The following is a 26,997-nucleotide window of genomic DNA, read 5'->3' on the forward strand; positions in this document are numbered from 1 at the left end:
CCTACATCCGTGAGCGTATGTCGGCCGTTCCCGGCTACGCCCGCGGTACTACGCCCCGGCCGCGGCGGACCCCTCGGTCACGAGCAGCACCACGGTGGCGTCCGGCGGCAGCAGCGCCCCGGCCCGCAGGACGTCGAGGGCGGCCAGCGGGGCCGCGCCGCACGGGCCCGCGTCGACGCCGTGCGCCGCCAGCTCCCGCCCGGCCGCGGCCGCGGCCCCGTCGTCCACGGTCACGCACGCGTCGAGGCCGGCGCGGATGTACGGCCAGGCCAGCGCCGACACGGTGCCGCAGTTCAGGCCGGCCATGTTCGTCGTCGCGGTGGCCACGGTGACCGGCCGGCCGGCGGCGACGCTCGCCCGGACGCACGCGGCCGTGGCCGGCTCGACGCTCACGACCCGCACCGCGCCGGGGCGGCTGCGGTAGTGCGTCAGCGCCGCCTGCAGCAGGGAGCCGACGCCCGTGGGCACGAGGACCAGGTCCGGCTCGCCGTCCAGCTGCTCGTCGATCTCGGCGAAGAGGGTCGAGTAGCCGTCGACGATCCAGGCCGGGATCTCCTCGTACCCGGCCCAGGCCGTGTCCTGCACCAGCAGCCCGCCGGGAGCCTCCGCCGCGGCCCGGACCGCGGTGTCGTAGTCGCCCGGGACGTGCACGACCTCGCCGCCCTCGCCGCGGATGGCCTCGACCGCGAACGCGGACACGCCGTCGGGGACGTAGATCGTCGCGCGGTGGCCGAAGGCGCGGGCGAAGTGGGCGACGGCGCGGCCGTGGTTGCCGTCGGTCGCGGTGACGATCGTGACCGGGCCGGCGGGCCGGTGCTCGTGCAGCGCCCGGTGGATGGCCCAGGACGCGCCGAGGGCCTTGAACGCGGGCAGGCCGAGGCGATTGGACTCCTGCTTGGCGTACAGCCGCGAAATCCCGGCGGCGCGCGCCAGGGCGGGCAGGGCGGCCAGGCGGGTCGGCGCGTAGCCGGGCAGGCTCCGGTGGAAGTCCGTCACCGCGGCGGGCGCCGGCCGGCACGCCCACGCGGTGTCGCGGAAGGGGTTCTGCACCAGCCGATTATGCCGCCGGCAGCAGCCCGGTCGCCCGGTTCAGGACCGTGTCGAGCACGCGGCCGGCCGCCGCCAGGTCGGCCTCGGGCAGGTCGCCCCAGAGGCGTCGGTGCAGGAGACCACCGCGGGCTCGGCCGGGTCGACGCTGCGGGCGACGACGGTCTGCAGCGCGGGCACGATCTCGGCCGCGATGACGATCGGGTCGACGACCATCTGCGCAGCAGGTTGACCGCGGAGCCCTGCACCAGCGCGTTGCGCACCTGCGCCGGGGTGTAGCCCTGGTGGTCCTGCAGGATCAGCGCGGCCGCGCCGGCGACGTGGGCGGCCGCGAACGAGGTGCCGTCCTGCCCCGCCAGCGGCGCCAGCGCCTGGTTCGAGCCGATCCACGGGCCCGGGATCTCGCGGCCGGGCGCGTACAGGTCCACGCACGGGCCCCAGCCGGCCCAGAAGTCGGGGTCGTTGTATTACGTCGAGGAGCTCACGACGATCGCATCGACGTTGTCGCTCGGCGAGTAGCTGCAGGTGTACGGCAGGCTGTACTACGCGTGACGATAGCGGGGCAGTGGCGGTACCACTCTCACCGCGGTCTGGTTGGGGATCCTCAGGCGCGCGACGGTAGTGGCATGACCAACACGCACAGACTCCTGATCATCGTCGGCAGCGTCCGGGAAGGGCGCTTCGGGCCCACGGTCGCCGAGTGGGTCGCGGCGCAGGCCCGCACGCACGGCGCGTTCGCGGTCGAGGTCGCCGATCTCGCCGGCGTCGAGCTGCCGCTGGAGCTGCCCTCGGTGCCGCCGAAGTTCGCGGGCGAGCAGTACCCGCGCCCGGCCGGGATGGCCCCGCTGACCGCCGCGCTCGAGCGCGCCGACGCGTTCGTGGTCGTGACGCCGGAGTACAACCACAGCTACCCGGCTGCGCTGAAGGCGGCGATCGACTGGCACTTCACGCAGTGGACGGCGAAGCCGGTCGCGTTCGTCAGCTACGGCGGGGCGGCCGGCGGGCGGCACGCGGTGCTGCACCTGGAGAACGTGCTCACCGAGCTGCACGCGGTGACGATCCGCGACGGGCTGGCGTTCCCGGCGTACTTCCACACCTGGCGCGACGGCGAGCCGCTCGACCCGGAGGCCGCGGGCTACGCCAAGACGCTGCTCGACCAGCTCGCCTGGTGGGCCGGCGCCCTGCACACCGCCCGGGCCGCGGTGCCCTATCCCGCCGGATGACGGGCCGTCGTACCCTTCGGGGGTGACCGTCGCCGCGAGCCCGCCGCCGATCGCCTGGTACGGCGGGAGCTTCGTCTACTACGACGACGAGCCCGCCGCCGAGCCCGTGCCCGGCGAGCCCGAGCTCGACGCCGCCGCCGCGCTCGCCCGGGAACAGCGGCGGGCCACGCCGGAGCAGTTCGGGCCGGAGCCGGGCCCGCGCGAGCGCACCGGCGTGGTCCTCGGCCGGTTCCTGCCCGTGCACGAGGGCCACCGGTACCTCGTCGAGTTCGCCCGGGCCCACGCCGAGCGTCTGCACCTGTTCGTGCGCATCGCCGACGACGACCCGATCCCGTGGGAGGTGCGCAGCGGCTGGATGGCCGAGCTGTTCCCGGGCCTGCCGGTCACGGCGATCGGCGGCGGGCAGGACGAGTGGGTGCCGCGCATCCTGGCCGAGGTACAACCGGATTATCTCTTCAGCGCCGAGCCGTGGGGCCCCGGGTTCGCCGCGAAGCTCGGGGCCACGTTCGTCGGCGTCGACCGGCTCGCCGTCCCGGTCTCCGGCACGTCGGTGCGCAACGGGCCGTGGGACTACGAGCAGTACCTGCCGCCGCCGGTCCGGGCCTGGTACTCCCGCCGCGTCTGCCTCATCGGGGCCGAGTCCACCGGCAAGACGACCCTCGCGAAGAAGCTCGCCCGGCAGTTCGACACGGTGTGGGTGCCGGAGCGCCTGCGCACCCTCGGCCCGGACTTCGGCCCGGCCGACCTCGCCCTCGCCGCGCACGGCCAGCTCGCCGCCCAGGAGGCGCTCGCCCGCCGGTCCCGCCTCGCGGTGTTCTGCGACACCGACCTGCTCTCGGCGCGGCTGTGGAGCGAGCGGCTGTTCGGCACCGCCCCGGCGTGGCTGGTCGCGGCGGCCGAGCAGCAGAGCCAGGATCTGTACCTGCTGTGCGCTCCCGACGTGCCGTACTACGGCGACAGCCGGCACAACGCCCCGGCCGAGCGGCGCGAGTTCCACGCCGCCGTGGAGCGCGAGCTGATCCGGCTCGGCCGCCCGTACGCGGTGCTCGACGGCGACTTCGACGCGCGCTACCCGCGGGCGCTCGAGGCGGTGCGGGAGCTCATAGCGCCGCGCCGGCGATGACGGACCCGGTCGCCTGGGACGGTCGGCTGCGCCGGTTCATCGTGTCCGGCCACGCCGAGGTGGTCGCGGTGCTGCAGGACCCGGCGACGTTCTCGTCCGCGGTCGCGCCCGCGGTCCCCGCCGCCGACCGCGCCCGGCTCGCCGACTTCGGCGCATGGTCGGCCCGCTGGCTGTTCTTCCTCGACCCGCCCGAGCACACGGCCCGGCGGGCGCCGCTGGCCCGCGCCCTCGCACCGCACGCGATCGCCCCGCTGGCCGGGCCGATCACGGAGCTGGCCCGCGACCTCGCCGCCCGGCTGCCCGGGGCCGGGTCCGACGCCCTCGCCGACTCCGCACACCCACCGCCGGGGACCGGGTCCGACGCCCTCGCCGACTCCGCACACCCACCGCCCGGGGCCGGGTCCGACGCCCTCGCCGACTCCGCACACCCACCGCCCGGGGCCGGGTCCGACGCTCTTACCGACTCCGCGCACCCGCTGCCCGGGGCGGGGTTCGACGCCCTCGCCGACTTCGCGCACCCGCTCGCCGCGCGGGTCATCGCCGGGCTGCTGTGCGCGCCGGGGCCGCCGACGGAGGCGTTCCTGGCCCGCGCCCGGATTCTGGAGCACGCCGACGCGTACGCCCGCGACGCGGACGCCCGCCGGGCCGGGCTGGACGCGATCGCCTCGATCACGCCGGGGTCCTTCTCGGACGACGCCCCCATCCCGTCGGCGTTGCGAGCGGCCTGGGGCGCGGCGGACGGGCACGTGCCCGCCCACAGCGTGATGCTGCTGTTCGCCGGCGTCGAGACGACCCAGAACCTGATCGTGAACACGCTGCACGCGCTGCTGAGCCGGGGGCTGTGGCCCGCCCCGGCCGCCGGCGCGGTCGAGGAGGGCGCGCGGTTCGCCCCGCCGGTCCTCGGCGTGCTGCGCCGCGCCACCCGCGACGCCGAGCTGGCGGGCCGGGCGATCCCCGCGGGCGCGGAGCTCGTGGCGATGACCGCCGCGGCGAACCGGGACCCGGCGCGCTTCGCGGACCCGGACCGCTTCGACGTGTACCGCCGGCCGAACCCCCATCTGTCGTTCGGCCTGGGGCGGCACTACTGCCCCGGCGCCGAGCTGAGCCGCCTGACCGCGCGCGCGGCGCTGACGGCCCTGCTCGGCGCCTTCCCGCGGCTGGAGCTGGCCGAGCCCGACCCGCCGTGGCGGGACCATGACCCGATCATCCGCGCGCCGAAGCGTCTGCTCAGCCGGCGGCCGAGCGGAACACCGGGTAGTAGCCGCCCGACTGGCCCGCGGCCGTCGGGTGGTACGACACCGTGAGGTTGACGTAGTTCAGCGCGTGCAGCCACTTCTCGCCGTAGCTGCACAGCTGGTGCCCGACGAACGCGGACCGCACGTCGGCGAACGTGAACCCCGCCGCGGCGGCGGCCGACTTCGTGGTGTCGTCGAGCAGGTTGATGCCCTCGTTGATCTTCGCCCGCGAGTTGGCGCTCAGCCCCACGCAGATCGTGCCGAGCTGGTAGAACACCGGGTACCCGACGACCACGACCCGCGCCGAGGGCGCCTTGGCCTTGATCCCGTTGTAGACCCCGGCGAGCTTGCCGGGCAGGTCGCTGCGCACCTTGGCCTCGGCCGCCGAGACCGCGGCGACGCAGTCGGCCTCGCCCTGCAGCACGCAGGTGGTCATGATGCTGGTGAACCCGACGTCGTTGCCGCCGACGGTGACGCTCACCAGGGTGGTGCTCGTGGTGAGCGCGGACAGCTGCCCGTTCACCACGTCGGCGGTGGTGGCGCCGGAGCAGGCGACCGACTTGTAGGCGGCGGGCTTGACGTCGGTGTTGTAGAGGGCGGGGTAGGCGTTGGTGCTGCGCTGGCAGGAGCCGCTCTCGGAGGTGTAGCTGTCGGCCCCGACGCCGGAGGCGTAGGAGTCACCGAGGGCGACGTACCGGTCGGCGGCGGCCGCACTGGCGGGCGCGGCGATGGCGAGCGCGACACCGAGACCGGTGGCCGCGCTGAGGACGAGGGAAACGAGACGGAATCTCCGCACGCCGTACTCCAGGGGTGAAGGAGTGGGTCGGGGAGATTGATATCAAACGATGACTAAGGAAGTGAAGATCGTTTCGCGCCCGTTGATCAAACGCACAATCGGCGCAATCTGATCATCGTCCCACCGGGCCGAAGAACCTGTGAGCCATGCTGACGAGGTCCTTCGTGGCGATCTCCTCGGCCGTGAGGAACCGCATCGCCAGTCCCTCGCCCAGCACGACATCTTCCTGACGGGCGTCGGTGCGGCCGGTGAACACATGGAACCGGACCACCGCCCCGTCGGCCCCGACCTGGTCCACCACCCGGTCGAACTCGAGGACTGCGGTCAACCCCGTCTCCTCGAACAGTTCGCGGTGGGCGGCACTCGCGGCGTCCTCCCCGGACTCGAGCCGCCCGCCCGGGGGCGTCCACCGGCCCGGCTCCACATGCGCATCGTGACTGCGGTGCTGCATCAGCACCCGCCCGGCACCGTCGGTCAGAACAACTATCGCAACCTCGTCGGCGATCCTCACCCGGCGACCCTAGACCCGCGACAATGAGGCGTGATCGAGAAGCGCAACCCGCCGGCCGTGCACAAGCCGGCCGGCTACAGCCACGTGACGATCTCGGACGCCGGTCGGCTCGCGCACCTGGCCGGGCAGTGTCCGCTCGACCTGTCGGGCCAGGTCGTCGGCGCGCCCGGCGACCACGCGGCGCAAACGGACCAGGTGATCGCCAACTGCCTGGCGGTGCTGGACGCGGCCGGGGCGGCCCCGGGCGACGTGGTCCGGTCGGTCGTCTACGTCGTCAGCGCGGACAGCGCCGTCCTGGCCGCGGTCTGGCGGCAGCTCAACGCCTCGGCCCTGGCGCCGGCCTTCACCTCCGCGAGCACGCTGCTGGGCGTGGCCTCGCTCGGCTACCGGGGGCAGCTCGTCGAGGTCGACCTCACCGCGGCGCTGCGGGACTAGACGCTCGTCACTTCGGGGTGCGCCGGTTGAGCTCGTTCAGGCCGATCAGGTCCTCCGGCTCGGTGTCGGGTACCTCGGCGTCGAAGCGGGCCAGCGGGCGGTACCGCATCGCGGCCAGCACGATCGCCGCCATCGCGCCGCCGAAGAGCAGGTAGCTCGGGCCCAGGCCCAGCGCCGACGAGACCGCCGGGGCGATCACCAGGAAGGCCGGCGGCAGCGTCGCGAACGCGAAGACCGTGTTGACGGCGAAGACGCGGCCGTGGGCCCGCGGCGGGATCTTCACCTGGATGATCGTGGTGTAGATGGCGTTCATCACCGTCAGGGCCACGAACATGCCGAAGACGCCGACGGCGATGAGCGGGATCGAGCGGTGCACGCCGGTCAGGGTGGCGAACGCGGCGAACGTCAGCGCCGAGAGCATGACGCCGCGCATGCGCCGGTGGGCCGGGCCGCCCCAGAAGGCCATGATCAGGCCGCCGGTCACGACGCCCGCACCGCCCGCCACCGCGACCTGGGTCACCGCCCGCAGGTCGGCGATGCTCAGCACGAGCGGCTGCACGAGGATCAGCGACGGGCCCAGGAACAGGTTCGTGACGGCGAAGAACAGCAGCATGGAGCGGAACCCGGGGGTGCCCATGGCGAAGCGGAACCCGCCGCGGATCTCCTGCGCGATCGGCTCGCGGCGGCGGTACCCCATCAGCGCCGGGAACCTCACCAGTGCCAGCACGACCAGCGCGACCGAGTAGCTGATCACGTCCAGCGCGAGGATGCCGTCCAGGTCGATGGCGGCCATCACGCCGACCGCGACGACCGGCACCAGGAACTGCGCGACGCCCGCGCCGACCTGGACCATGCCGTTGGCGTGGCCGAGGTACCGCTTCGGCACCAGCTGCGGCACCGCCGAGCTGTAGGCCAGGCGCTGGAAGGTCAGCGCCACCGACAGGCCCGACAGCAGCACGTAGATGTGCCAGATCGCGAGCGTGTCGGAGAGCAGCAGGGCCAGGAAGACGCCCTGGATCAGCAGCGCGGCGCCGTCGCCGGCGAGCATGACCGCGCGGCGGCTGTGCCGGTCGACGAGGGTGCCCGCGAACGGCAGCACGAGCATGCCCGGCACCAGCGCGACCGTGGAGAACAGCGCCAGGTCGAACAGCGAGTGCGTGTGCAGGAAGATCCAGACCGGGACCGCGAACTCCGTCATCGCCGTGCCCAGCATCGACACCAACTGGCTGGCGGCCACGCCCGTGAAGCGGCGCATGCTCGGCGCCGGCCCGGCCGCGGGCTCGACCCGTTCGCGGACGGAGACATCGGCCAGCCGCCAGGTGCCGGTGACGGCCAAGGAGGGGTCGGCGGGGTCGGCGGGGTCGGCGGGGTCGGCGGCGAACGGGCGGCGGGCGGTCAGGATGGCCGCCAGCTCCGCCGCGCGCCACTTGAGGAAGTAGTGGCCGGCCTCGTCGAGCACGTACAGCGCCGTCGTCCCGCTCAGGAAGTGCCACTCGCGGTAGCGTTCCTGGTAGTACATGGTCGCGTCGTCGCGCTCGCCGACGACCGACACGATCGGCGCCCGCAGCCGGGTGGTGCCGCGGCGGAACAGCTCGGTGAAGAACTCCTCGGCCGCCTCGCTGTCGCGGCGCATGCCCCGCACCATCGCGCGGACCTGGTCCGGGCCGAGGTCGCTGAGGTCGATGCCGACCGAGGTGAGCCAGTTGGCGTACATGCGGTCGCTGCGCAGGCGCTCGAACCGGCTGAGCAGCTTCGCGAACCGGCCCTGGGGGCGGGCGAACGGGAAGATGGCCCCGATGAACAGCGTCTCGACCTCGCGGCCGGCCGCCTCCAGGGCGACCGCGACCGCGACCGCGAGGGCGCCGCCGACGCCGCAGTGGCCGTAGACGGCGACGGGGCCCTCGACGCGCTCCAGGATCTCGGCGGTGGTGTCGGCGACGAGGGCGTCGAAGGCGGCGCCCTGCTCCTCCAGGCCGACGTCGTTGCCGGGGATGGCGAGCGCGAAGAGCGAGTGGCCGGCCGGGAGCGCGTCGGCGAGCGGCTGGTACACGATCGCGCTGCCGCCGCCGTAGGGCATGCACACGAGCGTGAGCACCCGCCCGGCCCGCGGCACCGGCTTCGTCAGCTCGTACAGCAGCCGCTTGGGTCCCCGCTCGTCCTCCGGGGTGTCGACGAGCGCGGCCAGCCCGCGCACGGTCGGGTGCTTGAACAGGTCCATCACGCTGACCGGCGCGGGCAGGAGGCTGCGCAGCTTCGCCACGACCTGGGTGGCGAGCAGCGAGTGGCCGCCGAGGTCGAAGAAGTCGTCGCCGGCGCCGACGCGGGGCAGGCCCAGGACCGCGGCCCACACCCCGGCGATCGCGGTCTCGGTGGGGGTGGCCGGCTCGGCGAACGACGCCGCCGCCGGCGCGACGGGCGCGGGCAGGGCGCGCCGGTCGAGCTTGCCGTTGGCGGTCACCGGCAGCGCGGGCAGCGTCACGTACGCGGCCGGCACCATCGCGTCCGGCAGCACCCGCTTGAGCGCGGCCCGCAGGTCGCCGAGCCCCTCGCCGACCACGTACGCGACCAGGCGCTGGTCCCCGGGCCGGTCCTCGCGCACGACCACGGCCGCGTCCCGCACCCCGGCCTGCGCGCGCAGGACGGCCGCGATCTCCCCCGGCTCGATCCGCATCCCGCGCAGCTTCACCTGGTCGTCGAGGCGGCCGAGGTACTCCAGCGAACCGTCCGGGTTGCGCAGGGCCAGATCGCCGGTGGCGTACACCCGCTCGCCCAGCGCGTCCTTGAAGCGCTCGGCGGTGAGCTCGGGCCGGTTCAGGTACCCGGCCGCGACCCCGACGCCGGCGATGTGCAGCTCCCCCGGCACGCCGACGGGCACCGGTTCGCCGGCCGGGTCGAGCACGTACAGCCGGATGTTCTGGATCGGGCGGCCGATCGGCACCCGCGCCCGCCCTGCGAGGGCGGCCGGCGTGCACTCCCACCAGCTGACGTCGATCGCCGCCTCGGTCGGCCCGTAGAGGTTGTAGACCGGGCAGCCGAGCCGCTCCAGCGCGGTGCGGGCCAGGTCGACCGGGAGCGCCTCGCCGCTGGCGATGACCCGGCGCAGGCCCGTGCAGCCCTCGATCCCGTCCTCGGCCAGGAACACGGCGAGCATCGACGGTACGAAGTGGACGGTCGTGATGTTCTCGGCGGCGATGAGGTCGCGCAGGTAGGCGGCGTCGCGGTGGCCGCCGGGCCGGGCCAGCACCAGCCGGGCGCCGGCGATGAGGGGCCAGAACAGCTCCCAGACGGAGACGTCGAAGCCGATCGGGGTCTTCTGCAGCACCGAGTCGTCGGGGCCGAGGCCGTAGGCGCGCTGCATCCAGTCGAGCCGGTTGTGGATGGCCCGGTGGGAGTTCGGCACGCCCTTGGGCCGGCCGGTGGAGCCGGAGGTGTAGATGACGTAGGCGATGTCGTCCGGGCCGGCCAGCGGCTCCAGCGGTGTCCCCGGCGGCCCGTCGAGGTCCACCGTGGACAGTACCGCGACCGGCTCGGCGTCGCTGACCATGAACGCGGTGCGCTCGGGCGGGTTGTCCGGGTCGAGCGGCAGGTAGGCGGCGCCGGACTTCAGCGCGGCGAGCAGGGCGACGACGAGCTGCGGGCCGCGCTCGGCGTGCACGCCCACGATGCGGCCCGGGCCGGCCCCGTCGTCGCGCAGGCGGGCGGCGAGCGCGTCGGCCCGGCCGTCCAGCTCGCGGTACGACATCGAACGCCCCTCGAACACGACGGCGGGCGCGTCCGGGGTCCGGCGCGCCTGCTCCTCGACGAGCCCGTGCAGGGTCCTAGCGGGGCCGATGTCCACGGTGGACGCGTTGGCCGCGTCGACGACGAACGCGCGCTCGTCCGGGCCGAGCATCGGGATCGCGCCGATCCGCCGGTCCGGATCGGCGACGACGGCCTGCAGGATGGCCTCGAGGTGCCCGCCCATCCGCACGATCGTGGCGGGCTCGAAGAGATCGGTGTTGTACGTGAAGAAGCCCGACAGGCCGCCGGCGTCCGGGTCGAACAGGTACAGCTCCAGGTCGAACCGGGTCTGCCGGGCGTCGATCGGGAACGGCTCGAGCTCCAGGCCCGCGTCGGGCAGGCCGCCGCGGGCGTAGTTGAGCATCGTGAACGTCGCCTGGAACACCGGCGAGCGGGACACGTCGCGGGGCATGCGCAGGTGGGTGACGAGCCGGTCGAACGGCGTCTCCTGGTGGTCGAACGCGTCCAGGACCCGGTCGCGGACCCGCCCGAGGAGCTCGGCGAAGGTCGGGTCGCCGGACAGGTCGGCGCGCAGGGCGAGCACGTTGGCGAAGAGGCCGACCACGCCCTCGAGCTCGGGCAGGGTGCGGCCGGCGACGGTGGAGCCGACGGCGAAGTCGTCCTGGCGGGAGTACCGCAGCAGCAGCGTCTGGTACGCGGCGAGCAGCGTCATGTACGGGGTGGCGCCGAAGCGGCGGCCGAGCTCGGCGACGGCGCGGGCGAGCGGCTCGCCGTACCGCAGGACGTGCCCGGCCCCCTCGAAGCGCTGCTCGGGCGGGCGGGGCCGGTCGGTCGGCAGGTCCAGCGGCGCCACCCCGGCGAGCTGCCCGTGCCAGTAGTCGAGGTCGCGCTCGAGCACGGCGCCGGCGTAGCGGGCCCGCTGCCAGGCCGCGTAGTCGCCGTAGCGCACCGGCAGCGGCGCGAGGTCGTGGCCGTCGTAGGCGCTGAGCAGGTCCCGCAGGAACACGTCGATGGACCAGCCGTCGGAGCCGATGTGGTGCAGCACGACCGCGAGGACGTGCTCCCGCTCCGCGATCCGGACGAGCGCGGCGCGGGCGAGCGGGCCGGTGGTGAGGTCGAACGGGCGGGCGCCGTGCTCGGCGACGATCGCGCGCACCGCGGCCTCGCCGGGCTCGGCGTGCGTCTCCAGCGGCACGCTCACCCGCTCGTCGACGACCGCCGCCGGCCGCCCGTCGGCGTCGGTGACGAACCGGGTGCGCAGGGTCTCGTGGCGCGCCACGACCGCGTCCAGGGCCGCCTGCAGCCGCTGCGCGTCGAGGGGGCCGCGGAGCCGGACTGTGATCGGGACGGTGTAGGCGCTCGTGCCGGGGGCGAGCTGGTCCATGAACCACAGCCGCTCCTGGGCGAAGGACAGCGGCGGGTGTACGTCGTCGGCGCGGCGCGGCACCGCGGGCGCGGCGGCCTCGGGGCGGCGGGCCTGCAGCCGGCGCCGCAGCAGCTCGGCGCGGGCGGCGGAGAGCTCGACATCAGTGGACACAACGGCTCCTCAGTCTGAACATCCGGCGACGTCGTGCGGGGTAACGGCGACCCGGCCGTGGAAGCGCACGCTCAGCCCCCGTACCGTTTCGCGGGCTCGCGGTTCCAGACGAACGCCGGGTCGTCGGTCCAGCCGAAGCCGGTGAACAGGCGGTCGGGCCGGCCCAGCTGCCAGGCGGCGATGAACTCGCCCAGGTCGAAGCACCAGTCGAGGCCGGCGCAGGCGATCGACTCGGCCAGGGCCCGCACGGTCGGGGCGTCGTCGCCGAGGCGCTCCCGGGTGTCGACGGCGAGCAGGACGGCCGCGACGGCCGGGAGGAGCAGCGGCCCGGCGACGGCGGTCGCGGACAGCGTGCTGACCCGGTTCAGCTTCGGCCGGCCCCGGCGCGCGTGGACGTCGAGGAGCCACTGGCCGGACTGCCCGTACGTGATCAGGCGCCGGCACACCGTCCCGAGCGACTCGATGCTGCTCTTGTCGTGCACGACGACGGCCTCGCGGTCGCAGACGATGGCGTACCCGGCCTCGGTGAGGCGCAGGCCGAGGTCGACGTCCTCGCCGCCGACGACGGTCAGCGGCCGCTCGGCGAAGCCGCCGACGGCCTCGAAGGCCTCGCGCCGCACGGCCAGGTTGCAGGTGGTGGCCCAGCCGACCTGGCGCGCCTGCGCGGGCCACTCGAAGGCGGAGTTGAGCAGCTTGGAGCGGGACATGATGCGGAACATCGCGTTGTCGGCGCCCTGCACGAAGGTCGGGCCGGCGACCGCCCCGACGCTTTCGCCGGCGTTGCGCAGGGTCTGCACGTGCCGCTGGAGCAGCTGCTCGGTGGCCAGGCAGTCGGAGTCGATGAACAGGATCAGGTCGTAGGCGGCGGCGCGCACGCCGTCGTTGCGTTTGGCCCCGACGTGCCTCGGTCCGCGCAGGTACCGGGCCTGGAGACTCGCGCAGCTGTCCTGGTGGGCCTCGGCGTCGGCGGGCCCGGAGTCGTCGACGACGATGACCTCGACCGGCTCCGCGCAGGCGTCGGCGGCCGGGCGGAGGCTCTCCAGCAGCCGCCGCATCTGCGCCACCCGGCCCTTGACCGGGATCACGACGGACAGACCCTTGTCGCTCATCGGGAGTCCCGTGAGGACCGGTGACGAAAAAGTCGAGCGCTCATACCGCCTCCAGGGCGTTCATCGCTACGGTCTCGAAGGCGTCCATGACGGCCTCGATGGGGACGGGGACGAGCGGCGGGCCGCCGGCGGGGCCGGGCACGGTGCGGCCGACCGAGTCGAGCAGCACCATGAGGACCTCGCCGGGCGCGCACGGGCCGTAGCCGCGCTTGTTGTCGGCCGCGAGCGCCGCGCGGATCGCGTCGCGGCCGAGGCCGTCGAGGCGGGTGGCCGCGCCGGGCAGGTCGAGCCGGGCCACGAGCCGGTGGTGGGCGGCGACGTCGTCGGCCGCGAGGCCGTGGTGGCGGCGGGCGACCTCGGCGGCGACGAGCATGCCCCAGGCGACCGCCTCGCCGTGGCGGATCGCGCCGCCGCTGACGAACTCGACGGCGTGGCCGGCGGTGTGGCCGTACTCGAAGATGAGCGCCCCGCCCCGCTCGCGCGGGTCGGCGGCCACGTACGGCGCCTTGGCCTCGACGCCGATCTCCAGCAGCGCCCGCAGCGCCAGGCGCGGCTCCTCGAGCGCCCGCACCAGCTTCGGCTCCAGGCCGGGCGCGGCCACGAGCACGTTCTTGACCATCTCGGCGAGGCCGGTCAGCAGGTCGTGGCGGGGCATGGTGGACAGCCAGGCCAGGTCGCAGGCGATGAGCGCGGGCACGAAGTAGGTGCCGGCGAGGTTCTTGCCGGCGCTGAGGTTCACGCCCTGCTTGAGCGAGACGGTCGCGTCGAACGCTGCGACCGGGGTGGTCGGCAGGTGCACCAGGCGGGTACCGCGGAACAGCAGCGCCGCGGCCAGCCCGGCGAGGTTGCCGACGGTGCCGCCGCCCATCGCGACGACCGCGGACCGGCGGGTCAGTCCCCGGGCCACGGCCGTCTCCAGCAGGTGGTGCACGGTCGGCAGGGTCTTGTGCCGCTCGGCCGCCTCGACCGCCACCGGCTCCACCCGCACCCGGCGGGCGAGCTCGGCGGCGACCGCGTCGGCGTGCCCGCGCACCCCGTCGTCGAGGACGAGCAGGATCGCGTCGACGTCGCCGAGCCGCTCGAGGACCGCGGCGGCGAGCGCGGGCGTGCAGTCCGTGCCGTAGAGGTACGGCACCATGGCGTCGCCGAAGGCGAGCCCCAGCTCCTCATACGGGGAGCGCATCGTAGTTCACCTTCCCGTTGGCCCGGCGCGGCAGCCGGTCGATCGCGGTCACGCGCACCGCGGTGCGGTGGATGCCGAGCTCGCGGCCGACGAGCGCGGCCACCTCGTTCGCGCGGGCGGCGGGCAGGCCCTCGCACCAGACGAGGATCCGGTCGTCGCCGGCGAGGGCCGCGGCGGGCGCGAGCGCCGCGGCGGCGTGCTCGACGGCGTCGAGGTCGACGCGCACGCCGTACGCCTTGCCGATGCGGTTCAGCCGCCCGGACAGCCACAGGTGCCCGTCGGCGTCGAGGCGGCCGCGGTCACCGGTGCGCAGCACGCCGCCGCAGTCGTCGCCGCGGGCCAGGTCCCCGGCGGTGTCGGCGTAGCCCATCATCACCGTCGCCGAGCGGCACACCACCTCCCCGTCGGCGGCGATGGCCAGGCGCATCCCGTCGACGGGCGGCCCGACGCAGCCGGCCTTGGCCGGCAGGTGCTCCGGCGGCAGGACGCAGATGCGGGAGCCGGCCTCCGTCTGGCCGTACATCGAGTAGAACGCGCCGCCGGCCCCGGTCATCGCGCCGGCGAAGCGGGTGACGAGCGCGTCGCGCAGCCGCCCGCCGGACACCGCGAGGCTGCGCACGCCCGGGCTGCGCGCCGGGTCCCACGGCAGCCGGGCGAGCAGCTCGAACGTGTGCGGGACCCCGGTGACCGCAGTGACCCGGTGCCGCTCGACGCTGCCCCAGAAGCCGGCGTCGAGCACGCCGCGGGGCTCGAGCACGACGGTGGCGCCCGCGAGCAGGTGGCTGTGCAGCACGCTGAGGCCGAGCGTGTGGAACAGCGGCAGGCTGGTGATGGCGGTGTCGTCGGCGCCGATGTGTAGCGCCTTGACGATCGCGGTGGCGGCCGCGGCGACCGCGGCGCCGGAGTGCCGCACGAGCCGGGGGCGGCCGGTCGAGCCCGATGTCGCGAGCATGAGCGCAAGGTCGGGGTGCAGCTCCACGGCCGGCCCGAAGCGCTGCGTCAGTTCGGCGGCCGCGGCCGGGTCGCACACGAGCGCGGGCCGGCCGGCGGCCCGGGCGCCGAGGTAGCGCAGGACCGACGGCGCGTCGGCGCGCATCGGGCACACCACCACGCCGGTCGCGGGCAGCGGCTCGGCGGCGATGGCGGTGACGAGCCGGTCGCCGGCGTACTCGTCGCCGGTGACCGCGTCGATGATCCGGGCTCCGGGGCCGATCATCGCGCGTCCCCGGCGAGGAGCCGCCGGACCTCGTCGTCGTCGAGCGCCGCGATCTCGGCCAGGAGCAGCTCCTCGACCGCGGCCGCGAGGGCGGCGACGGTCGTGTGGCGGAAGATCGTCCGCAGCGGTACCTCGACCCCGGCGCTCGCCCGCAGCCGCGCGGCGACCCGCGTGGCGAGCAGCGAGTGCCCGCCGAGGTCGAAGAAGTCGTCGTTGGCCCGGACCCGTGCCACCCCGAGGACCTCCGCCCAGACCTCGGCGACGAGCCGCTCCCCGTCGCCCTCGGGCGCGCGGCCCTCCCCCGCGGCCACGGCCACGGGCGGGAGCGCGGCCCGGTCGACCTTGCCGTTGCGGGTCATCGGCAGCCGGTCGAGGGTCGCGTAGGCGCGCGGGTGCAGGTACGGCGGCAGGAGCTCGCCCAGGTGGGCCCGCAGCGCGCCGGGGCCGGGGACCGCCGCGCCGGGCGCGGTCACCAGGTGGGCGACGAGCCGCCCGTCGCCGCCCGCGGAGACGACCGCGTGCCCGATCGCCGGGTGGGTCAGCAGGGCGGCCTCGACCTCGCCCGGCTCGATGCGGTACCCGCGGACCTTGAGCTGCTCGTCGGCCCGGCCGAGGAACTCGTAGGCGCCGTCGGGGCGGCGGCGGGCCCGGTCGCCGGTGCGGTAGTGCCGGACGCCGCCGAGGTCGGCGAACCGCTCGGCGGTGAGCTCCGGGCGGCCGAGGTAGCCGTCGGCGACGCCGGGGCCGCCGATGACCAGCTCGCCGGCGACGCCGTCGGGCACCGGGGCGCCGCCCAGGCCGGTGATGTGGACGCAGGTGTCGCCGATGGGGTGGCCGATCGGCGGGCGGCCGGTGGTGTCGGCCGGGGTGAGCCGGGCCGTGGTGGCGATGATGGTGGCCTCGGTCGGGCCGTACGTGTTCACGACCTCGACCCGCTCGCCGAGGTGGGCGAACCAGCGTTCGAGGGCGTCGGGTCGGACCTGCTCGCCGCCGAGGATCAGCAGCCGCAGGCCGGGCGGCCAGGCGACGGCGGCCGGGTCGGCGCACAGCTCGTGCCAGTAGGAGGTGGGCAGGTCCAGCACCGTGACCGACTGCCCCTGCGGGGTGGCGAGGAAGTCCGGGAGCTCGGCGCGGGCGCCGGTGGGGACGACGAGGGTGGCGCCGGCGGCGAGGCACGGGTACACCTCCTCGGCGAACGTGTCGAAGGACGGCGACGCGAACTGCAGGACCCGGTCGGCCGGGGTGAGCGCGTAGCGCTCGCGCATCCAGGCGACCCGGGCGGCGAGGGCCGCCGGGGGAACGGCGACGGCCTTGGGGCGGCCGGTGGAGCCGGAGGTGTAGATGGCGTAGGCCATCGGCTTGGCCGTCGTGCGGCCACCGGTCGCGCGAGCGCCGTCCGGCGTGACGACGACCCCCGCGCCGCTGTCGGCGAGCTGCTCCTCGACGCGCCGCGGCGGGGCGTCGGGGTCGAGCGGCAGGTAGCCGGCGCCGGCCCGCCACGCGCCGAGCATGGTGGCGACCAGGTCGATGCCCGGCGGGAGCTGGACGGCGACCAGGCCGCCGTGCTCCCCCAGCTCCGGTGTGCGGGCGCCGAGCTCCGCATAGGACACCCGGGCGTCGCCGTGGACGATCGCCGGGGCGTTGGAGCCGAAGTCGATGAGGTCGAGCGTCCGCCGGTCCACTGTGGAGCGGGCGCAGGCCCAGGGGCCCTGCTCGGCCTCGGTCATCGCGGCGTAGATCTCCGACAGGCGCGCGTCCGGGTCCTGCGCGGCCCGCCGCAGCAGCTCGCCGTAGCGGCGCACCAGGGCGGCCACGCTCGCCGGGTCGAACAGGTCGCGGCGGGACTGCGCGACGACCTTCAGCTCGCCGCCGCCGGCGAAGCACTCAAAGGTGAGGTCGAACTTGACCGCGCGGTGGCCCGGGTCGACGTACTCGGCCGTGATCCCCGGCAGCGCGAGCCCGTGGTCCTCGGCCCCGCCGTGCACGACGAACATGGTGTCGAACAGCGGGGTGCGGGCCGGGTCGCGCCGCACGTCCAGGCGCGCGATGAGGTCCTCGAACGGCACGTCGCGGTGCTGGTACGCCTCCAGCGCCGTCGCCTTCACCCGGCCCAGCAGCTCCCGGAAGGTCGGGTCGCCGCCCAGGTCGCCGCGCAGCACGACGGTGTCGAGGAAGTACCCGATGAGCGGCTCGGCGTCGGTCCGGTCGCGGCCGCTGACCGGGGTGCCGACGCTGATGTCGTCCTGGCCGGTGGCGAGGCCGAGCAGGGCGAGGTACGCGGCGAACAGGGTCATGAACGGCGTCGTGCGGCCGGCCCGGCCCAGGGTGCGCAGGTCGGCGGCGCGGCCGGGGCCGAGCTCGAAGCCGTCGAACGCGCCCGCGGTACCGCGCCGGGGCGGGCGGGGCCGGTCGGTCGGCAGGTCCAGCACCGGGGCGCCCGCGAGCTGCTCCGCCCAGTAGGCGAGGGTCTCGGTGCCGTCCGGGCGCGGGGCGCGGGCGAGGTCGGCGTACTGGGTCGCGAGGCCGGGCAGGCCGGCCCCGGCGTACGCCTTGGCCAGCTCGTCGCGCAGGATGCCGATCGACCAGGCGTCGGCCAGGATGTGGTGCAGGACGAGGACCAGGATGTGCTCGTCCTCGGTCAGGCGCAGGATCGCGGCGCGCATCGGCGGGGCGGCGGTGAGGTCGAACGGGGTGTTCGCGAGCGCGGCGACCGCCGGGCCGGCCCCGGCGGCGGTCGTGGTGCGGATGGGGACGTCCGGCCGCCAGCCGTCGAGGACCTCCTGGACCGGGCCGGCGCCGTCGAGCGGGAACCGGGTGCGCAGCGCGCCGTGGCGGGCCACGACGTCGCCGAGCGCGGCGGCCAGGGCGGGGGCGTCGAGGGGGCCGCGGAGCCGGTAGGCGAGCGGGATGTGCCAGTCGAGCGCGTCCGGGTCGACCTGGGCCAGGAACCACAGGCGCTGCTGGGCCGGGGTGACCGGGGCCCTCATGCGCGCGCCTCCACGGCCGCCGCGAGCTCGGCGACGGTGCCCGCGTTGAAGTACTCGGCCAGGGGCAGGTCAACGCCCAGCCGCTCCCGGACCCGGGCCGCGGTGCGGGCGATGAGCAGCGAGTCGAACCCCAGGTCGTACAGGTCGTCGTCGGGGCGTGCGGGGCGCTCGAGGACCTCGTCGACGATGGCGTACACGGCCTCGGTCGTGGTCATGAGGACGCGCGGGCGCGGTCGACGAGCCCGGCGACCGCGGCGAGGGACGGCGCCGACAGCAGGTCGCCGAGGGTCAGGTCGGTCTCGAGCCGCTCGTTGGTGAGGTCCAGCAGCAGCGCGGCGGTCATCGAGTCGCCGCCCAGGTCGAGGAAGTTGTCGTCGGCGGCGACCCGGGTCCGGCCCAGGGTCTCGGCCCAGATCTCGGCGAGGTCCTCCTCGGTCGGGGTGGACGGCCGGCGGAACGTGTGGCTGCCCGGGCCCTCGGTGTCCAGCGCGGCGGCGTCGGCGGGCAGGGCGTCGACGACGACGAGCACGTCGGGCAGCTCGGCCGGGTCGACGGCGTCCCACAGCTGGTCGCGCAGGTCGACCGGGGCGGTGGCGAGGCCGGGCACGACGGCGAGGATGCGGCGCCCGTCCGGCCCGCGCAGCGGCGCGACAGCGGTCACGCCGGGGTGCTCGCGCAGCACCTTCGCCGCGGTGTCCAGATCCACAGGTGCGCTCATCGGGCTTCCCTTTCCAGGATGTACCGGGCCAGCTCGGCGACGGTCGGCGCCTCCAGCACGGCGATGGTGTCCACGTCGACACCGAGGCGTTCGCGGGCGGTCGCGGCGATCCGGGTGGCGGCGAGCGAGTCGCCGCCGATCTCGAAGAAGTTGTCGGTCGTACCGACGGCGGCGGTGCCCAGCACCTCGGCCCAGACGGCGGCCAGGTCCCGCTCCAGGCCGGTCTCCGGCTCGGCGAACTCGACCGGCGCGGCCGGCAGCTCCCGCTTCACGACTTTGCCCGCCTCGTTGCGGGGCAGGTCGTCGACGATCCGGACGACGGCGGGCACCTCGGGCCGGGTCAGGTGCTCGGCCGCGAACCGGCGCAGGTCCGCGGCGGTGGTGGCGTCCGCCCCGCCGGGCCTCAGGACCACGAAGGCGGCGACGATCTCGCCGAGCACCGGGTGCCCGGTGCCGCAGACGGCCGCCTCGGCCACGGCCGGGTGGCGGCTGAGGATCTGCTCCACGCGGCCGGTGGAGACGTTGAACCCGCCGACGATGACGACGTCGGAGGCGCGGCCGGTGAGGTACAGCGTGCCGCCGGCGTCGACGTAGCCGAGGTCGCCGGTGCGCGTCCAGCCGCCGGCGACCTCGACCGGCCCCGCGTCCAGCAGCTCCCGCGGCGGCGCTCCCCCGGCCCGCAGCCACACCTCGCCGGCCTCCCCCGGCGGCAGTTCGGCGCCGCCGGGGCCGGTGACGCGCACGGCGCTGGAGCCGACCGGCCGGCCCACCGCCTCCGGGCGGGCCGGGTCGAAGCGGGTGGCGACGCGGGCCGGGTACGTCTCGGTGGACGTGTAGAAGTTGTGGAACGCGGCCTTCGGGAACACGGTGGCGAGGTCGGCCATGATGGGTACCGGCAAAGGCGCCCCGGAGAAGCTGACCCCTTTCACCGACGGCATCGGGGTCGCCTCGCCCGGCGCGGCCCGCACCAGCCAGTGCCCCATGGCGGGCACCAGGCAGACGGTGACCGCCCGCTCCCGGGCGACCATGGCCGTGAACCCGGGCACGGTGAAGGCGGCCTGGGCGAGCAGCGTGTGCTGGCCGCCGACGCAGTTGAGCAGCACGGCCTGGGCGGCGACGGAGCCGACCGGCAGGGCGTGCGCGCACGGCTGGTTGGCGCGCACCGCGCTCGGCCAGGCGACCTGGGCGCGCAGCAGGTTGGCGTGGGTGGCCACGACGCCGCGGGGCCGGTCGGTGGTGCCGGAGGTGAACACGACCTCGGCCGCGTCGCCGGGCGCGACGGCCGCGACGAGCGGGCCGGCCGGCTGCCCGGCGCCGAGGTCGTCGCCGGGCCGCACGACGTGCGCCACCCGGTAGCCGGCGACGATCCGGGCCAGCTCGTCCTCGCCGAAGCGGGCGCCGGTGAGCAGGGCGACGGCGCCGAGCTTGAGGGTGGCGAAGTAGGCGGTCGCGTACCGGGGCCAGGCCGCCCCGCCGAGCGCGAGGGCGACCCGGTCGCCGTGGCCGACGCCGCGCTCGCGCAGGCCGCGGGCGAACGCGTTGGAGCGGGCGTCGAGCTCGGCGAAGGTGAGCGTCTCGCCGCCGTCGAGGACGATCGCGGGCCGGTCCGGCACGAGCCGGGCCGACTGCCGCAACAGGTCGGGCACGGTTCTCATTCGGCCTCCTCCAGGCGGGCCGCCAGCTCGGCCGGCGTCGGCGCGTCGAACACGTCCAGCAGCGACACGCCCCGGCCGATGCGGGCGGCCAGGATCGCGGCGAGCAGCGAGTGGCCGCCGCTGGTGAAGAAGTTGCTGTGGGGGCCGATGTCGGCGCGGCCGAGGATCTCCCGGAAGAGCTCGACCAGCGGCCCGGCGGCCGCGGACGGCTCGGCGCGGACCGGCTCGGCCGGGGCGGGCGGCTCGGGCAGCGCCCGGTGGTCGACCTTGCCGTTGGCGTTGCGCGGCAGGGCGTCCAGCGCGACGAGGCCGGCGGGGACGAGGTAGTACGGCAGGTGCTCGCGCGCGTGCCGGCGCACGTCCTCGACGTCGACGGTCGCGGGCTGTACGTAGCCGACGAGGCGCCCGTCGCCCTGCGGGTCGCCGGCGAGGACGACGGCGGCGGCGGTGACGGCCGGGTGGCGCTCCAGGGCCGCCTCGACCTCGCCGGGCTCGATCCGCCGGCCGCGCAGCTTCACCTGCCGGTCGGCCCGGCCGAGCAGGGTCACGGTGCCGTCGTCGCGCCAGGTGGCGAGGTCGCCGGTGCGGTACAGCCGGCCGCGGACCGGGTCGTCGGGGAAGCGCCGCGCGGTCAGGTCGGGCGCGCCGGCGTAGCCGCGGGCCAGGCCGGTGCCGCCGATGCAGAGCTCGCCGACGAGGCCGGGCGGGGCGTCCTGGCCGTGCTCGTCGACGACGTGGAAGGAGGTCTCGGCGATCGGGGCGCCGATGCCCACCGGGTCGGCGACGCCGGCGGCGATCGGGGCGCTCGCGGACCAGATGGTCGTCTCGGTCGGGCCGTAGACGTTGTACAGCCGGCCGCCGGTCTGCAGCAGCCGCTCGGCGAGCGCGGCGCTGAGCGGCTCCCCGCCGCACAGCAGCCGCCGGCCGCGCAGCTCGTCGCGGACCGACCCGGCGGCCAGCCGCCAGATGGTCGGGGTGGCCTGCACGACGGCGACGTCGTGCTCGGCGACGAGCCGCAGCATGAGCGGCGGGCGGGTCTGGGCCTCGTCGGGCGCGACGACGGCGCCGCCGCCGTACGCGAGCGGCAGGAACAGTTCCAGCGCGGAGATGTCGAAGCCGAACGTGGTCAGCCACAGCACCCGGTCGGACGCGACGACGGCCAGTTCGGCGGCGAAGTGGCGCACGAGGTTGGCCAGGGCCCGGTGCGGGATCTCGACGCCCTTGGGCCGCCCGGTCGAGCCGGAGGTGAAGATGACGTAGGCGAGGTCGTCCGGGGCGACGGCGGCGAGCCCGGCGTACAGCCCGGCCGTGTCGTCGCACGTGGCGCTACCGGCGGCGTCAATCGTGTACCGCGCCCCGGCCCGCTCCAGCTGCTCCGCGAGGCGACCGGCGGGCTGGCCCGGGTCGGCCGGCAGGTACGCGGCGCCGAGCGACCACACGGCCAGGACGGCGGCGGCGAGGCCGGCGCCGCGGGGGAGCGACACGGCGACGACGTCCCCGCGGCCGATCCCCTGCGCGGCGAGCCGGTCCCGGACGGCGGCGGCCCGGCCCGCGAGGGACCGCCGGGTGTGGACGGTGCCGCCGGGGTCGACGAGCGCGGGCCCGTCGGGGTCCTGCGCGTGCCGGGCGGCGATCCGGGCGGCGACGGTCGGCGTCGGTACCGGCCGCCCGGCGCCCGCGTTGGCCCGCGCGACGAGGGCACGCTCCGCGTCCGTCCACATCGGAAGCTCCGCGAGGGGCCGCCCCGGTTCGGCCGCGGCCGCCGCCAGCAGCAGCTCGAAGCGCCCGGCGAGCGCGCGGACGGTCGCCTCGTCGTGGACCTCGGTGCTGTACACGGCCTGCAGCGTCACCAGCCCGGCCGCGGGTACCACCACGAACTGCAGGTCGTGGCGGCTGGCGCCGGGGTCGACCGGCACCCACTCGGCGTCGGGCAGCTCGCCGGGCGGGGCGTTCTGGGCCGGGGGGAGGAAGTTGAACATGTGCCGGAACAGCGGCGCGCGCCAGCTGCCGTTCGGCAGGCCGCCGAGCAGGTGCTCGAAGGACACCCCGGCGTGGTCGAGCGCCTCGGCCATGCGGTCGCGGACCTGCGCGGCGAGCGCGTCGAAGCCGCGGCCCAGGTCGACGGTGAGGCGGACCGGCAGGGTGTTGACGTGGTAGCCGACCGCGTCGCGGGTGCCCTGGCGGCGCAGGTTCACCGGGACGCCGACGACGAGGTCGGGCCCGGCGCCGTGGCGGGCGAGCAGGGTGGCGAACACGGCCAGCAGCGCCATGTTGTCGGTGACCCGCAGCCGGGCGCGCAGCCGCGCGAGCGGGGCCGGGGGCAGGTCGCGCTCGAGCTGGGCGCCGGCGAACGTGGGCCGGGCGGGCTCGGGGCGGGCCGACGGGAGCGCGAGGCGGGCGGGGTCGACGCCGGCGAGGCGGCTCAGCCAGTACCGCACGCTGTCCGGCGCGGGCGGCGGCTCCTCGAGCCGCGCCCCGGCTGCGGGCGGCGGCGGGGCCTGGCCGTTCGCGATCCGGTGGTAGGTGGTGGCGAGGTCGGGCATGACCAGCCCGCCCGACGCCCCGTCGAAGACGATGTGGTGCGACACGAGGCAGAGCACGCTGCCGCCCTCGTCCAGGGCGATGCCGTACACCCGCAGGGGCAGCTCGGCGGCGAGGTCGAACGGGCGCAGGGCCAGCTCGGTGAGCACGGCGCCGAGCTTGGCCGCGGGCGCGGTGAGCACGGCGACGGGCACGGTCGCGCGGTCCGGGTCGGCGGGCTCGCGGTAGGGCACGCCGTCGCGCTGCGGGAAGCGGGTGCGCAGGGCCGGGTACCGCCGCAGGATCTCAGCGGCCGCGGACTCCAGGGCGGCCGGGTCGAGCGGCGCGGAGGTGCGGATCGCGAGCGGCTGGTTGTCGACGGTGACGCCGGGGGCGAGGCGCTGGAACAGCCATAACGCCTCCTCCTTGCGGCTCAGCGCGCTCATGCCCCCACCGCCGCGCGGGCCGCGGCCGGGTCGGCGAGCAGGTTCTCCTGCGGCACGTCGAGGCGCAGCTGCGGCCGGCCCTGCAGGACGGGCGGCAGCTCGTGGTCGCGGGAGAGCACGACGAGGTCCGGCGCGAGTCCGCCGAGGCCGGCGGCCCGGCCCATCGCCAGGTACCGCAGGTTGGCCGCGACCCGCGCGCACAGGTCGGCCGCGATCGAGTCCGGCACGCCCTGCTCGCCGAGGGTCTTGCGGGCCACCACGGCGTAGCGCTCGGCGAGGTCGTCCGCGTCGGCGCCCGGCTCGGCCCCGGGCTCGGCCCCCATGCGGCGTACGGCCGCGGCGTAATGCCCGGCGATCGTGCGGGCGTCCACGTCCACCGGGTCGAACAGCACCAGCCGCCGGTCCGGCCCGGCCAGGGCCCCGGCGAGCGCGGCGCCCGCGCAGAATCCGAGGACGGCGTGAAAGTTTCCCAGCGCGGCGGTCCGGGCGCGCCACCCGGCGAGGTGCGTGGCGGGGTCGCCGGGCGCCGCCGGCCAGCCCGTCTCGTCGCTGCCCCAGACCGCCCAGTCGTCCGGCAGGTGCGGGGCCAGGTCGCCGAAGTTGGCCTGGGCCCGGACCTTGGCCAGGGTGAAGTCGACCGCCACGACGGTCCGTGCATTAGCCGCACTGCGGAGCAGGCGCCATCCCCCGATAGCCACGCCGAAGACGGTAATTCACCCCTCCGTGATCGTCGAGCCTTTCCCGGCGGCCGAGTTTTTTCGAAAACGTCAATGCCTCTTCCGCCCTTGACAAGACCGACGGCGCGCCGCAAAGCTCAGTGACCATGAGTCGGGGGGCGTCTCGGCTGGCGCGTAGCCAGGAGGCGCTGTGGGAGTTCGTGTCCTGCTTCGCACCGTCGGACCCGGGCGTGCTGGGATACAACGTCTTCGAGACAGCAACGTGGGACGAGTCGATTGACGTCAATTCTTTTCGGTCGGCCGTGGGCGATGTATGTGCCCGCCACGACGCGTTGAGAATCGTATTTGATTCGGTCGGCATCGATCCGCTGATACGTATTCCGGATCGCATCGAGCCGCCGCTCGCGTTCACCGACCTCACCGCCGAGCCGGCGTCGCGGCGCGACCTGCTGCGCGGGAGCATCCTCGGCTACGAGCGCGGCCGAGCCTTCGACCTGCAGCGCGGTCCACTGTGGAGCGTCGTACTGCTGCGGACCGCGCCCGACCGGCACATCGTCGCCGTCACCCTGTTCCACCTCATCGCCGACGGCTGGTCGACGGGCGTGCTGCTGCGCGACCTGCGGGCCGCGTACCGGGCGCGCACCGGCACCGGCCCGGCGCTGCCCCCGCTGAAGCTGTCGTACGCGGCGGCGACAGCGGACCCGGACCTCGGCCCGGCGGATCGGCGCCGCCGGGACGAGTTCTGGCGGCGCACCCTCACCCCGCTGCCGGACGAGTGGCCGTTCGAGCGTTCGCCACAGCAGCCGGACGTGACCGCGGAGGCGACGCTCGGCCGGCCGATCGAGACCGGGCTCATCGGGCGGCTGCACGCCTTCGCCCGGTCGCAGCGCATCACGCCGTTCCTGCTGTACCTCGCCGCCTACCGGATCCTGCTGGGCGCCCGCACCGGCCGGCCGCGGCTGGTCCTGGGCACCGCCACCGCGGGCCGCGACGAGTCCGGCGCCGAGGACCTCGTCGGGCAGTTCACGAACAACGTGTACGTCGCCACGACCATGGGCCCGGACACCACCCTCGCCGAGGGGATCGGCCTGGTCCGCGCGGCGATGTACGAGGCGGTCCGGCACACCGCGTCGTTCACCGAGATCGCCCGCGCGGTGAACCCCGGCTTCGACACGATGCGCCCGTGGCCGTTCCTGCTGCTGTACCACTCCTGGTTCCAGTCCGCCGCGCCGACGAACGACCCCCCGCCCGACCGCCGCGAGCACCGCTCCCGCGCGCGCAAACCGGCCGGCACGACGCTGGACGAGCACACCACCCGGCTGTGGGCCAAGCGCGGCGAGCCGGGCCTGGTCGTGCGCCACGACCGCCGCGGCGCGTCGATGAACTACAACCCGACGATCTACCCCCGCGCGGCGATGCTGGAGACCCTGGACGGCTACACTGCCGTGCTGAGCGCCCTGCTCAACGACCCCGACCAGCGCATCGGAGACCTCAAGCTCCCGTGAGCACCACCCAGCCGGAGCAGATCCTGCGCACCGCCGCGACCGTGCTCGTCCTCGACGGAGACGCGCCCCCGCTCACGGTCTCCGGCGACGAGATCGCCGAGCTGGCCCGCCGGCTCGAGCTCACCGACCGGCCGCTGGGGCGCTGCCTATGCCTGGGCTGGGGCGCGGTGTCCGTCCACGACGCGGCCGGGGCCGAGGTGGCCCGCTGGACGCTGCACCACGAGGTCAACCTGCGCGGGCTCGACGGCGGCGAACGGGAGCTGCGCGACGGCCCCGGCCTCGTCGACTGGCTGGCCGAGCGCGGGCTTCCGGGCCGGCTCCGGGTCCGCGAGCACCTGGCCCGCTACTCCGCCGCCCTGGAGCGTCGCCGCCTCGGCTGGGTGGCCTGCGCCCCGCCGGCCCTGACCCGCGCCGCGGACGCCGCGACCCACTCGCCGGACCGGCACCAGGAGCGCCTCGCCATCGCGATCCTGCGCTGGTACCCGGACCCGGCCGAACGCATCCGCATGCTCCTCGAGTGGGCCCGGTACCGGGCCGGGCCCGACGACGGCGCCGACGAATCCGTCGTTCTCGCTTACGGCGGCACCTACTTCTACGAGTCCACCCTGCACCGGTTGCTGCTCGAGGAGCCCTGGGACGCCCTGGTCGCCGCGCCGCGCACCCCCGCTCAGCGCGACGGGCTCGCCGAGCTCGCGGACAGCCCCGAGTGGAAGCGCGCCGGGTATCCGAAGCTGCCCGATGCCGCCGGCTGACACCATCCTGTGGATCGGCGGCTCGCCGTGCTCGGGCAAGTCGACGGTCGCGGGCCTCATCGCCGCCGCGCGGGGGCTGGCGCTGTACTCCTGTGACGACGCGTTCGACCGGCACGCCGACGCCGGGCCGGTGATGCGCAAGGTCACCGCGATGAGCGTCGGGGAGCGGCTCGCCCAGCCCGTCGACGTCCAGGTCGAGGACGTCCTGCGGCTGTACCGCGAAGAGTTCCCGCTCATGCTGCGCGAGCTCGCCGGGCCCGTGGTGGCCGAGGGCGCGGCCCTGCTCCCGGAGCTGCTCGCCGGGCTGGCGGTGCCGCGCGGGCGGGCGGTCTGGATCGTGCCCACCGAGGACTTCCAGCGTCACCACTATCGGCACCGCGCCTGGGCCCGCGCGCTGGTCGCCGGGGCCCCCGACCCCGAGGCGGCGTTCGAGCGGTGGATGGAGCGCGACGCGACCTTCGCCCGGCTCGTCGCCGGGCAGGCGCGGGACCTCGGCTACACGGTCATCACGGTCGACGGCACGCGGAGCCCCGGCGACATCGCGGCGGCGGTCGGCGCGCAGTTCGAAGCCCGCTAGAATA

General features: G+C 75.6%; 21 protein-coding genes and 1 pseudogene. 7 read left to right on the forward strand and 15 right to left on the reverse strand.

Translation table 11 applies throughout. The features are described 5' to 3' along the window. Positions 1–48 precede the first annotated feature (48 nt). The 3 genes and pseudogenes from ACPPVO_RS30795 to ACPPVO_RS30805 form a co-directional block, all read right to left on the reverse strand. Positions 49–1,050 carry a pyridoxal-phosphate dependent enzyme gene (locus tag ACPPVO_RS30795; protein ID WP_426502036.1) on the reverse strand — a complete coding sequence of 334 codons (1,002 nt, stop codon included), beginning with the start codon at positions 1,048–1,050 and terminating at the stop codon, positions 49–51. Between the two features lie 39 nt (positions 1,051–1,089). Further along, the gene (locus ACPPVO_RS30800; protein WP_426514932.1) at positions 1,090–1,263 is read right to left on the reverse strand and encodes a hypothetical protein; all 174 of its coding nucleotides are present in this window, start codon (positions 1,261–1,263) and stop codon (positions 1,090–1,092) included. An 80-nt stretch (positions 1,264–1,343) separates the two neighbouring features. Then, positions 1,344–1,475, reverse strand: a pseudogene (locus tag ACPPVO_RS30805) (S8 family serine peptidase); the annotation flags it as partial. Between the two features lie 198 nt (positions 1,476–1,673). On the opposite strand from ACPPVO_RS30805, the gene ACPPVO_RS30810 reads away from it, so the two are divergent. Genes ACPPVO_RS30810 through ACPPVO_RS30820 form a run of 3 tightly spaced genes read left to right on the forward strand, consistent with a single transcriptional unit; the run spans position 1,674 to position 4,697 of the window. Next, positions 1,674–2,270: an NADPH-dependent FMN reductase gene (locus ACPPVO_RS30810; RefSeq protein WP_426502037.1), complete on the forward strand. Its 597-nt coding sequence runs from the start codon at positions 1,674–1,676 to the stop codon at positions 2,268–2,270. 22 nt (positions 2,271–2,292) lie between these two features. After that, the gene (locus ACPPVO_RS30815) at positions 2,293–3,393 is read left to right on the forward strand and encodes an AAA family ATPase (RefSeq protein WP_426502038.1); all 1,101 of its coding nucleotides are present in this window, start codon (positions 2,293–2,295) and stop codon (positions 3,391–3,393) included. Next, the gene (locus ACPPVO_RS30820) at positions 3,390–4,697 is read left to right on the forward strand and encodes a cytochrome P450 (protein ID WP_426502039.1); all 1,308 of its coding nucleotides are present in this window, start codon (positions 3,390–3,392) and stop codon (positions 4,695–4,697) included. Before ACPPVO_RS30815 ends, ACPPVO_RS30820 begins: the two co-directional genes overlap by 4 nt. Here ACPPVO_RS30820 and ACPPVO_RS30825 read toward each other — a convergent pair. After that, a complete protein-coding gene (locus tag ACPPVO_RS30825) occupies positions 4,621–5,424 on the reverse strand; it encodes an SGNH/GDSL hydrolase family protein (RefSeq protein WP_426502041.1) in 804 nt (267 codons plus the stop codon). The genes ACPPVO_RS30820 and ACPPVO_RS30825 overlap by 77 nt on opposite strands. Before the next feature lie 112 nt (positions 5,425–5,536). Beyond that, positions 5,537–5,935 (reverse strand): NUDIX domain-containing protein, encoded by a 399-nt coding sequence (locus ACPPVO_RS30830; RefSeq protein WP_426502042.1) that lies wholly within the window; start codon positions 5,933–5,935, stop codon positions 5,537–5,539. 30 nt (positions 5,936–5,965) lie between these two features. Here ACPPVO_RS30830 and ACPPVO_RS30835 point away from each other — a divergent pair, with 30 nt between their 5' ends. Continuing rightward, positions 5,966–6,370, forward strand: a complete 405-nt coding sequence (locus ACPPVO_RS30835) for a RidA family protein (protein ID WP_426502043.1) — start codon at positions 5,966–5,968, stop codon at positions 6,368–6,370. 7 nt (positions 6,371–6,377) lie between these two features. Here the strand turns inward: ACPPVO_RS30835 and ACPPVO_RS30840 are convergent, their stop codons facing one another. From ACPPVO_RS30840 to ACPPVO_RS30885, 10 genes are all read right to left on the reverse strand, one after another. Next, positions 6,378–11,648 (reverse strand): non-ribosomal peptide synthetase/MFS transporter, encoded by a 5,271-nt coding sequence (locus ACPPVO_RS30840; protein WP_426502044.1) that lies wholly within the window; start codon positions 11,646–11,648, stop codon positions 6,378–6,380. A gap of 71 nt (positions 11,649–11,719) precedes the next feature. Next, entirely contained in the window at positions 11,720–12,757 is a 1,038-nt protein-coding gene (locus ACPPVO_RS30845; RefSeq protein WP_426502045.1) for a glycosyltransferase family 2 protein, read from the reverse strand. Between the two features lie 40 nt (positions 12,758–12,797). Beyond that, positions 12,798–13,940 (reverse strand): 3-dehydroquinate synthase family protein, encoded by a 1,143-nt coding sequence (locus ACPPVO_RS30850; protein ID WP_426502046.1) that lies wholly within the window; start codon positions 13,938–13,940, stop codon positions 12,798–12,800. After that, positions 13,924–15,156, reverse strand: coding sequence for an AMP-binding protein (locus ACPPVO_RS30855; RefSeq protein ID WP_426502047.1), 1,233 nt, complete (start codon positions 15,154–15,156; stop codon positions 13,924–13,926). The genes ACPPVO_RS30850 and ACPPVO_RS30855 overlap by 17 nt, the downstream gene beginning before the upstream one ends. Further along, entirely contained in the window at positions 15,153–18,143 is a 2,991-nt protein-coding gene (locus ACPPVO_RS30860) for a condensation domain-containing protein (protein ID WP_426502048.1), read from the reverse strand. The genes ACPPVO_RS30855 and ACPPVO_RS30860 overlap by 4 nt, the downstream gene beginning before the upstream one ends. Next, the gene (locus ACPPVO_RS30865; protein ID WP_426502049.1) at positions 18,140–18,358 is read right to left on the reverse strand and encodes an acyl carrier protein; all 219 of its coding nucleotides are present in this window, start codon (positions 18,356–18,358) and stop codon (positions 18,140–18,142) included. The genes ACPPVO_RS30860 and ACPPVO_RS30865 overlap by 4 nt, the downstream gene beginning before the upstream one ends. After that, positions 18,355–18,861 carry a phosphopantetheine-binding protein gene (locus ACPPVO_RS30870; RefSeq protein WP_426502050.1) on the reverse strand — a complete coding sequence of 169 codons (507 nt, stop codon included), beginning with the start codon at positions 18,859–18,861 and terminating at the stop codon, positions 18,355–18,357. Before ACPPVO_RS30870 ends, ACPPVO_RS30865 begins: the two co-directional genes overlap by 4 nt. Beyond that, positions 18,858–20,516, reverse strand: coding sequence for an AMP-binding protein (locus tag ACPPVO_RS30875; protein WP_426502051.1), 1,659 nt, complete (start codon positions 20,514–20,516; stop codon positions 18,858–18,860). The genes ACPPVO_RS30870 and ACPPVO_RS30875 overlap by 4 nt, the downstream gene beginning before the upstream one ends. Next, positions 20,513–23,482 (reverse strand): non-ribosomal peptide synthetase, encoded by a 2,970-nt coding sequence (locus tag ACPPVO_RS30880; protein ID WP_426502052.1) that lies wholly within the window; start codon positions 23,480–23,482, stop codon positions 20,513–20,515. The genes ACPPVO_RS30875 and ACPPVO_RS30880 overlap by 4 nt, the downstream gene beginning before the upstream one ends. Further along, complete coding sequence (locus tag ACPPVO_RS30885; RefSeq protein ID WP_426502053.1) at positions 23,479–24,126, reverse strand: hypothetical protein; 648 nt, start codon at positions 24,124–24,126, stop codon at positions 23,479–23,481. Before ACPPVO_RS30885 ends, ACPPVO_RS30880 begins: the two co-directional genes overlap by 4 nt. A gap of 179 nt (positions 24,127–24,305) precedes the next feature. On the opposite strand from ACPPVO_RS30885, the gene ACPPVO_RS30890 reads away from it, so the two are divergent. Genes ACPPVO_RS30890 through ACPPVO_RS30900 form a run of 3 tightly spaced genes read left to right on the forward strand, consistent with a single transcriptional unit; the run spans position 24,306 to position 26,993 of the window. Continuing rightward, a complete protein-coding gene (locus ACPPVO_RS30890; RefSeq protein WP_426502054.1) occupies positions 24,306–25,664 on the forward strand; it encodes a condensation domain-containing protein in 1,359 nt (452 codons plus the stop codon). Continuing rightward, the gene (locus ACPPVO_RS30895; RefSeq protein WP_426502055.1) at positions 25,661–26,416 is read left to right on the forward strand and encodes a hypothetical protein; all 756 of its coding nucleotides are present in this window, start codon (positions 25,661–25,663) and stop codon (positions 26,414–26,416) included. Before ACPPVO_RS30890 ends, ACPPVO_RS30895 begins: the two co-directional genes overlap by 4 nt. Next, positions 26,403–26,993, forward strand: a complete 591-nt coding sequence (locus ACPPVO_RS30900) for a hypothetical protein (protein ID WP_426502056.1) — start codon at positions 26,403–26,405, stop codon at positions 26,991–26,993. The genes ACPPVO_RS30895 and ACPPVO_RS30900 overlap by 14 nt, the downstream gene beginning before the upstream one ends. Positions 26,994–26,997 lie beyond the last annotated feature (4 nt).

This window comes from Dactylosporangium sp. McL0621, assembly GCF_049995355.1.
Lineage (GTDB): Bacteria > Actinomycetota > Actinomycetes > Mycobacteriales > Micromonosporaceae > Dactylosporangium.

Bases quoted from the DNA above. Each gene is read 5' to 3' on its own strand.
- ACPPVO_RS30870 (WP_426502050.1), bottom strand. From the start codon at position 18,861: ATGAGCGCACCTGTGGATCTGGACACCGCGGCGAAGGTGCTGCGCGAG.
- ACPPVO_RS30890 (WP_426502054.1), top strand. From the start codon at position 24,306: ATGAGTCGGGGGGCGTCTCGGCTGGCGCGTAGCCAGGAGGCGCTGTGG.
- ACPPVO_RS30800 (WP_426514932.1), bottom strand. From the start codon at position 1,263: ATGGTCGTCGACCCGATCGTCATCGCGGCCGAGATCGTGCCCGCGCTG.
- ACPPVO_RS30865 (WP_426502049.1), bottom strand. From the start codon at position 18,358: ATGACCACGACCGAGGCCGTGTACGCCATCGTCGACGAGGTCCTCGAG.
- ACPPVO_RS30880 (WP_426502052.1), bottom strand. From the start codon at position 23,482: ATGAGCGCGCTGAGCCGCAAGGAGGAGGCGTTATGGCTGTTCCAGCGC.
- ACPPVO_RS30860 (WP_426502048.1), bottom strand. From the start codon at position 18,143: ATGAGGGCCCCGGTCACCCCGGCCCAGCAGCGCCTGTGGTTCCTGGCC.
- ACPPVO_RS30855 (WP_426502047.1), bottom strand. From the start codon at position 15,156: ATGATCGGCCCCGGAGCCCGGATCATCGACGCGGTCACCGGCGACGAG.
- ACPPVO_RS30820 (WP_426502039.1), top strand. From the start codon at position 3,390: ATGACGGACCCGGTCGCCTGGGACGGTCGGCTGCGCCGGTTCATCGTG.
- ACPPVO_RS30850 (WP_426502046.1), bottom strand. From the start codon at position 13,940: ATGCGCTCCCCGTATGAGGAGCTGGGGCTCGCCTTCGGCGACGCCATG.
- ACPPVO_RS30845 (WP_426502045.1), bottom strand. From the start codon at position 12,757: ATGAGCGACAAGGGTCTGTCCGTCGTGATCCCGGTCAAGGGCCGGGTG.
- ACPPVO_RS30810 (WP_426502037.1), top strand. From the start codon at position 1,674: ATGACCAACACGCACAGACTCCTGATCATCGTCGGCAGCGTCCGGGAA.
- ACPPVO_RS30900 (WP_426502056.1), top strand. From the start codon at position 26,403: ATGCCGCCGGCTGACACCATCCTGTGGATCGGCGGCTCGCCGTGCTCG.
- ACPPVO_RS30875 (WP_426502051.1), bottom strand. From the start codon at position 20,516: ATGAGAACCGTGCCCGACCTGTTGCGGCAGTCGGCCCGGCTCGTGCCG.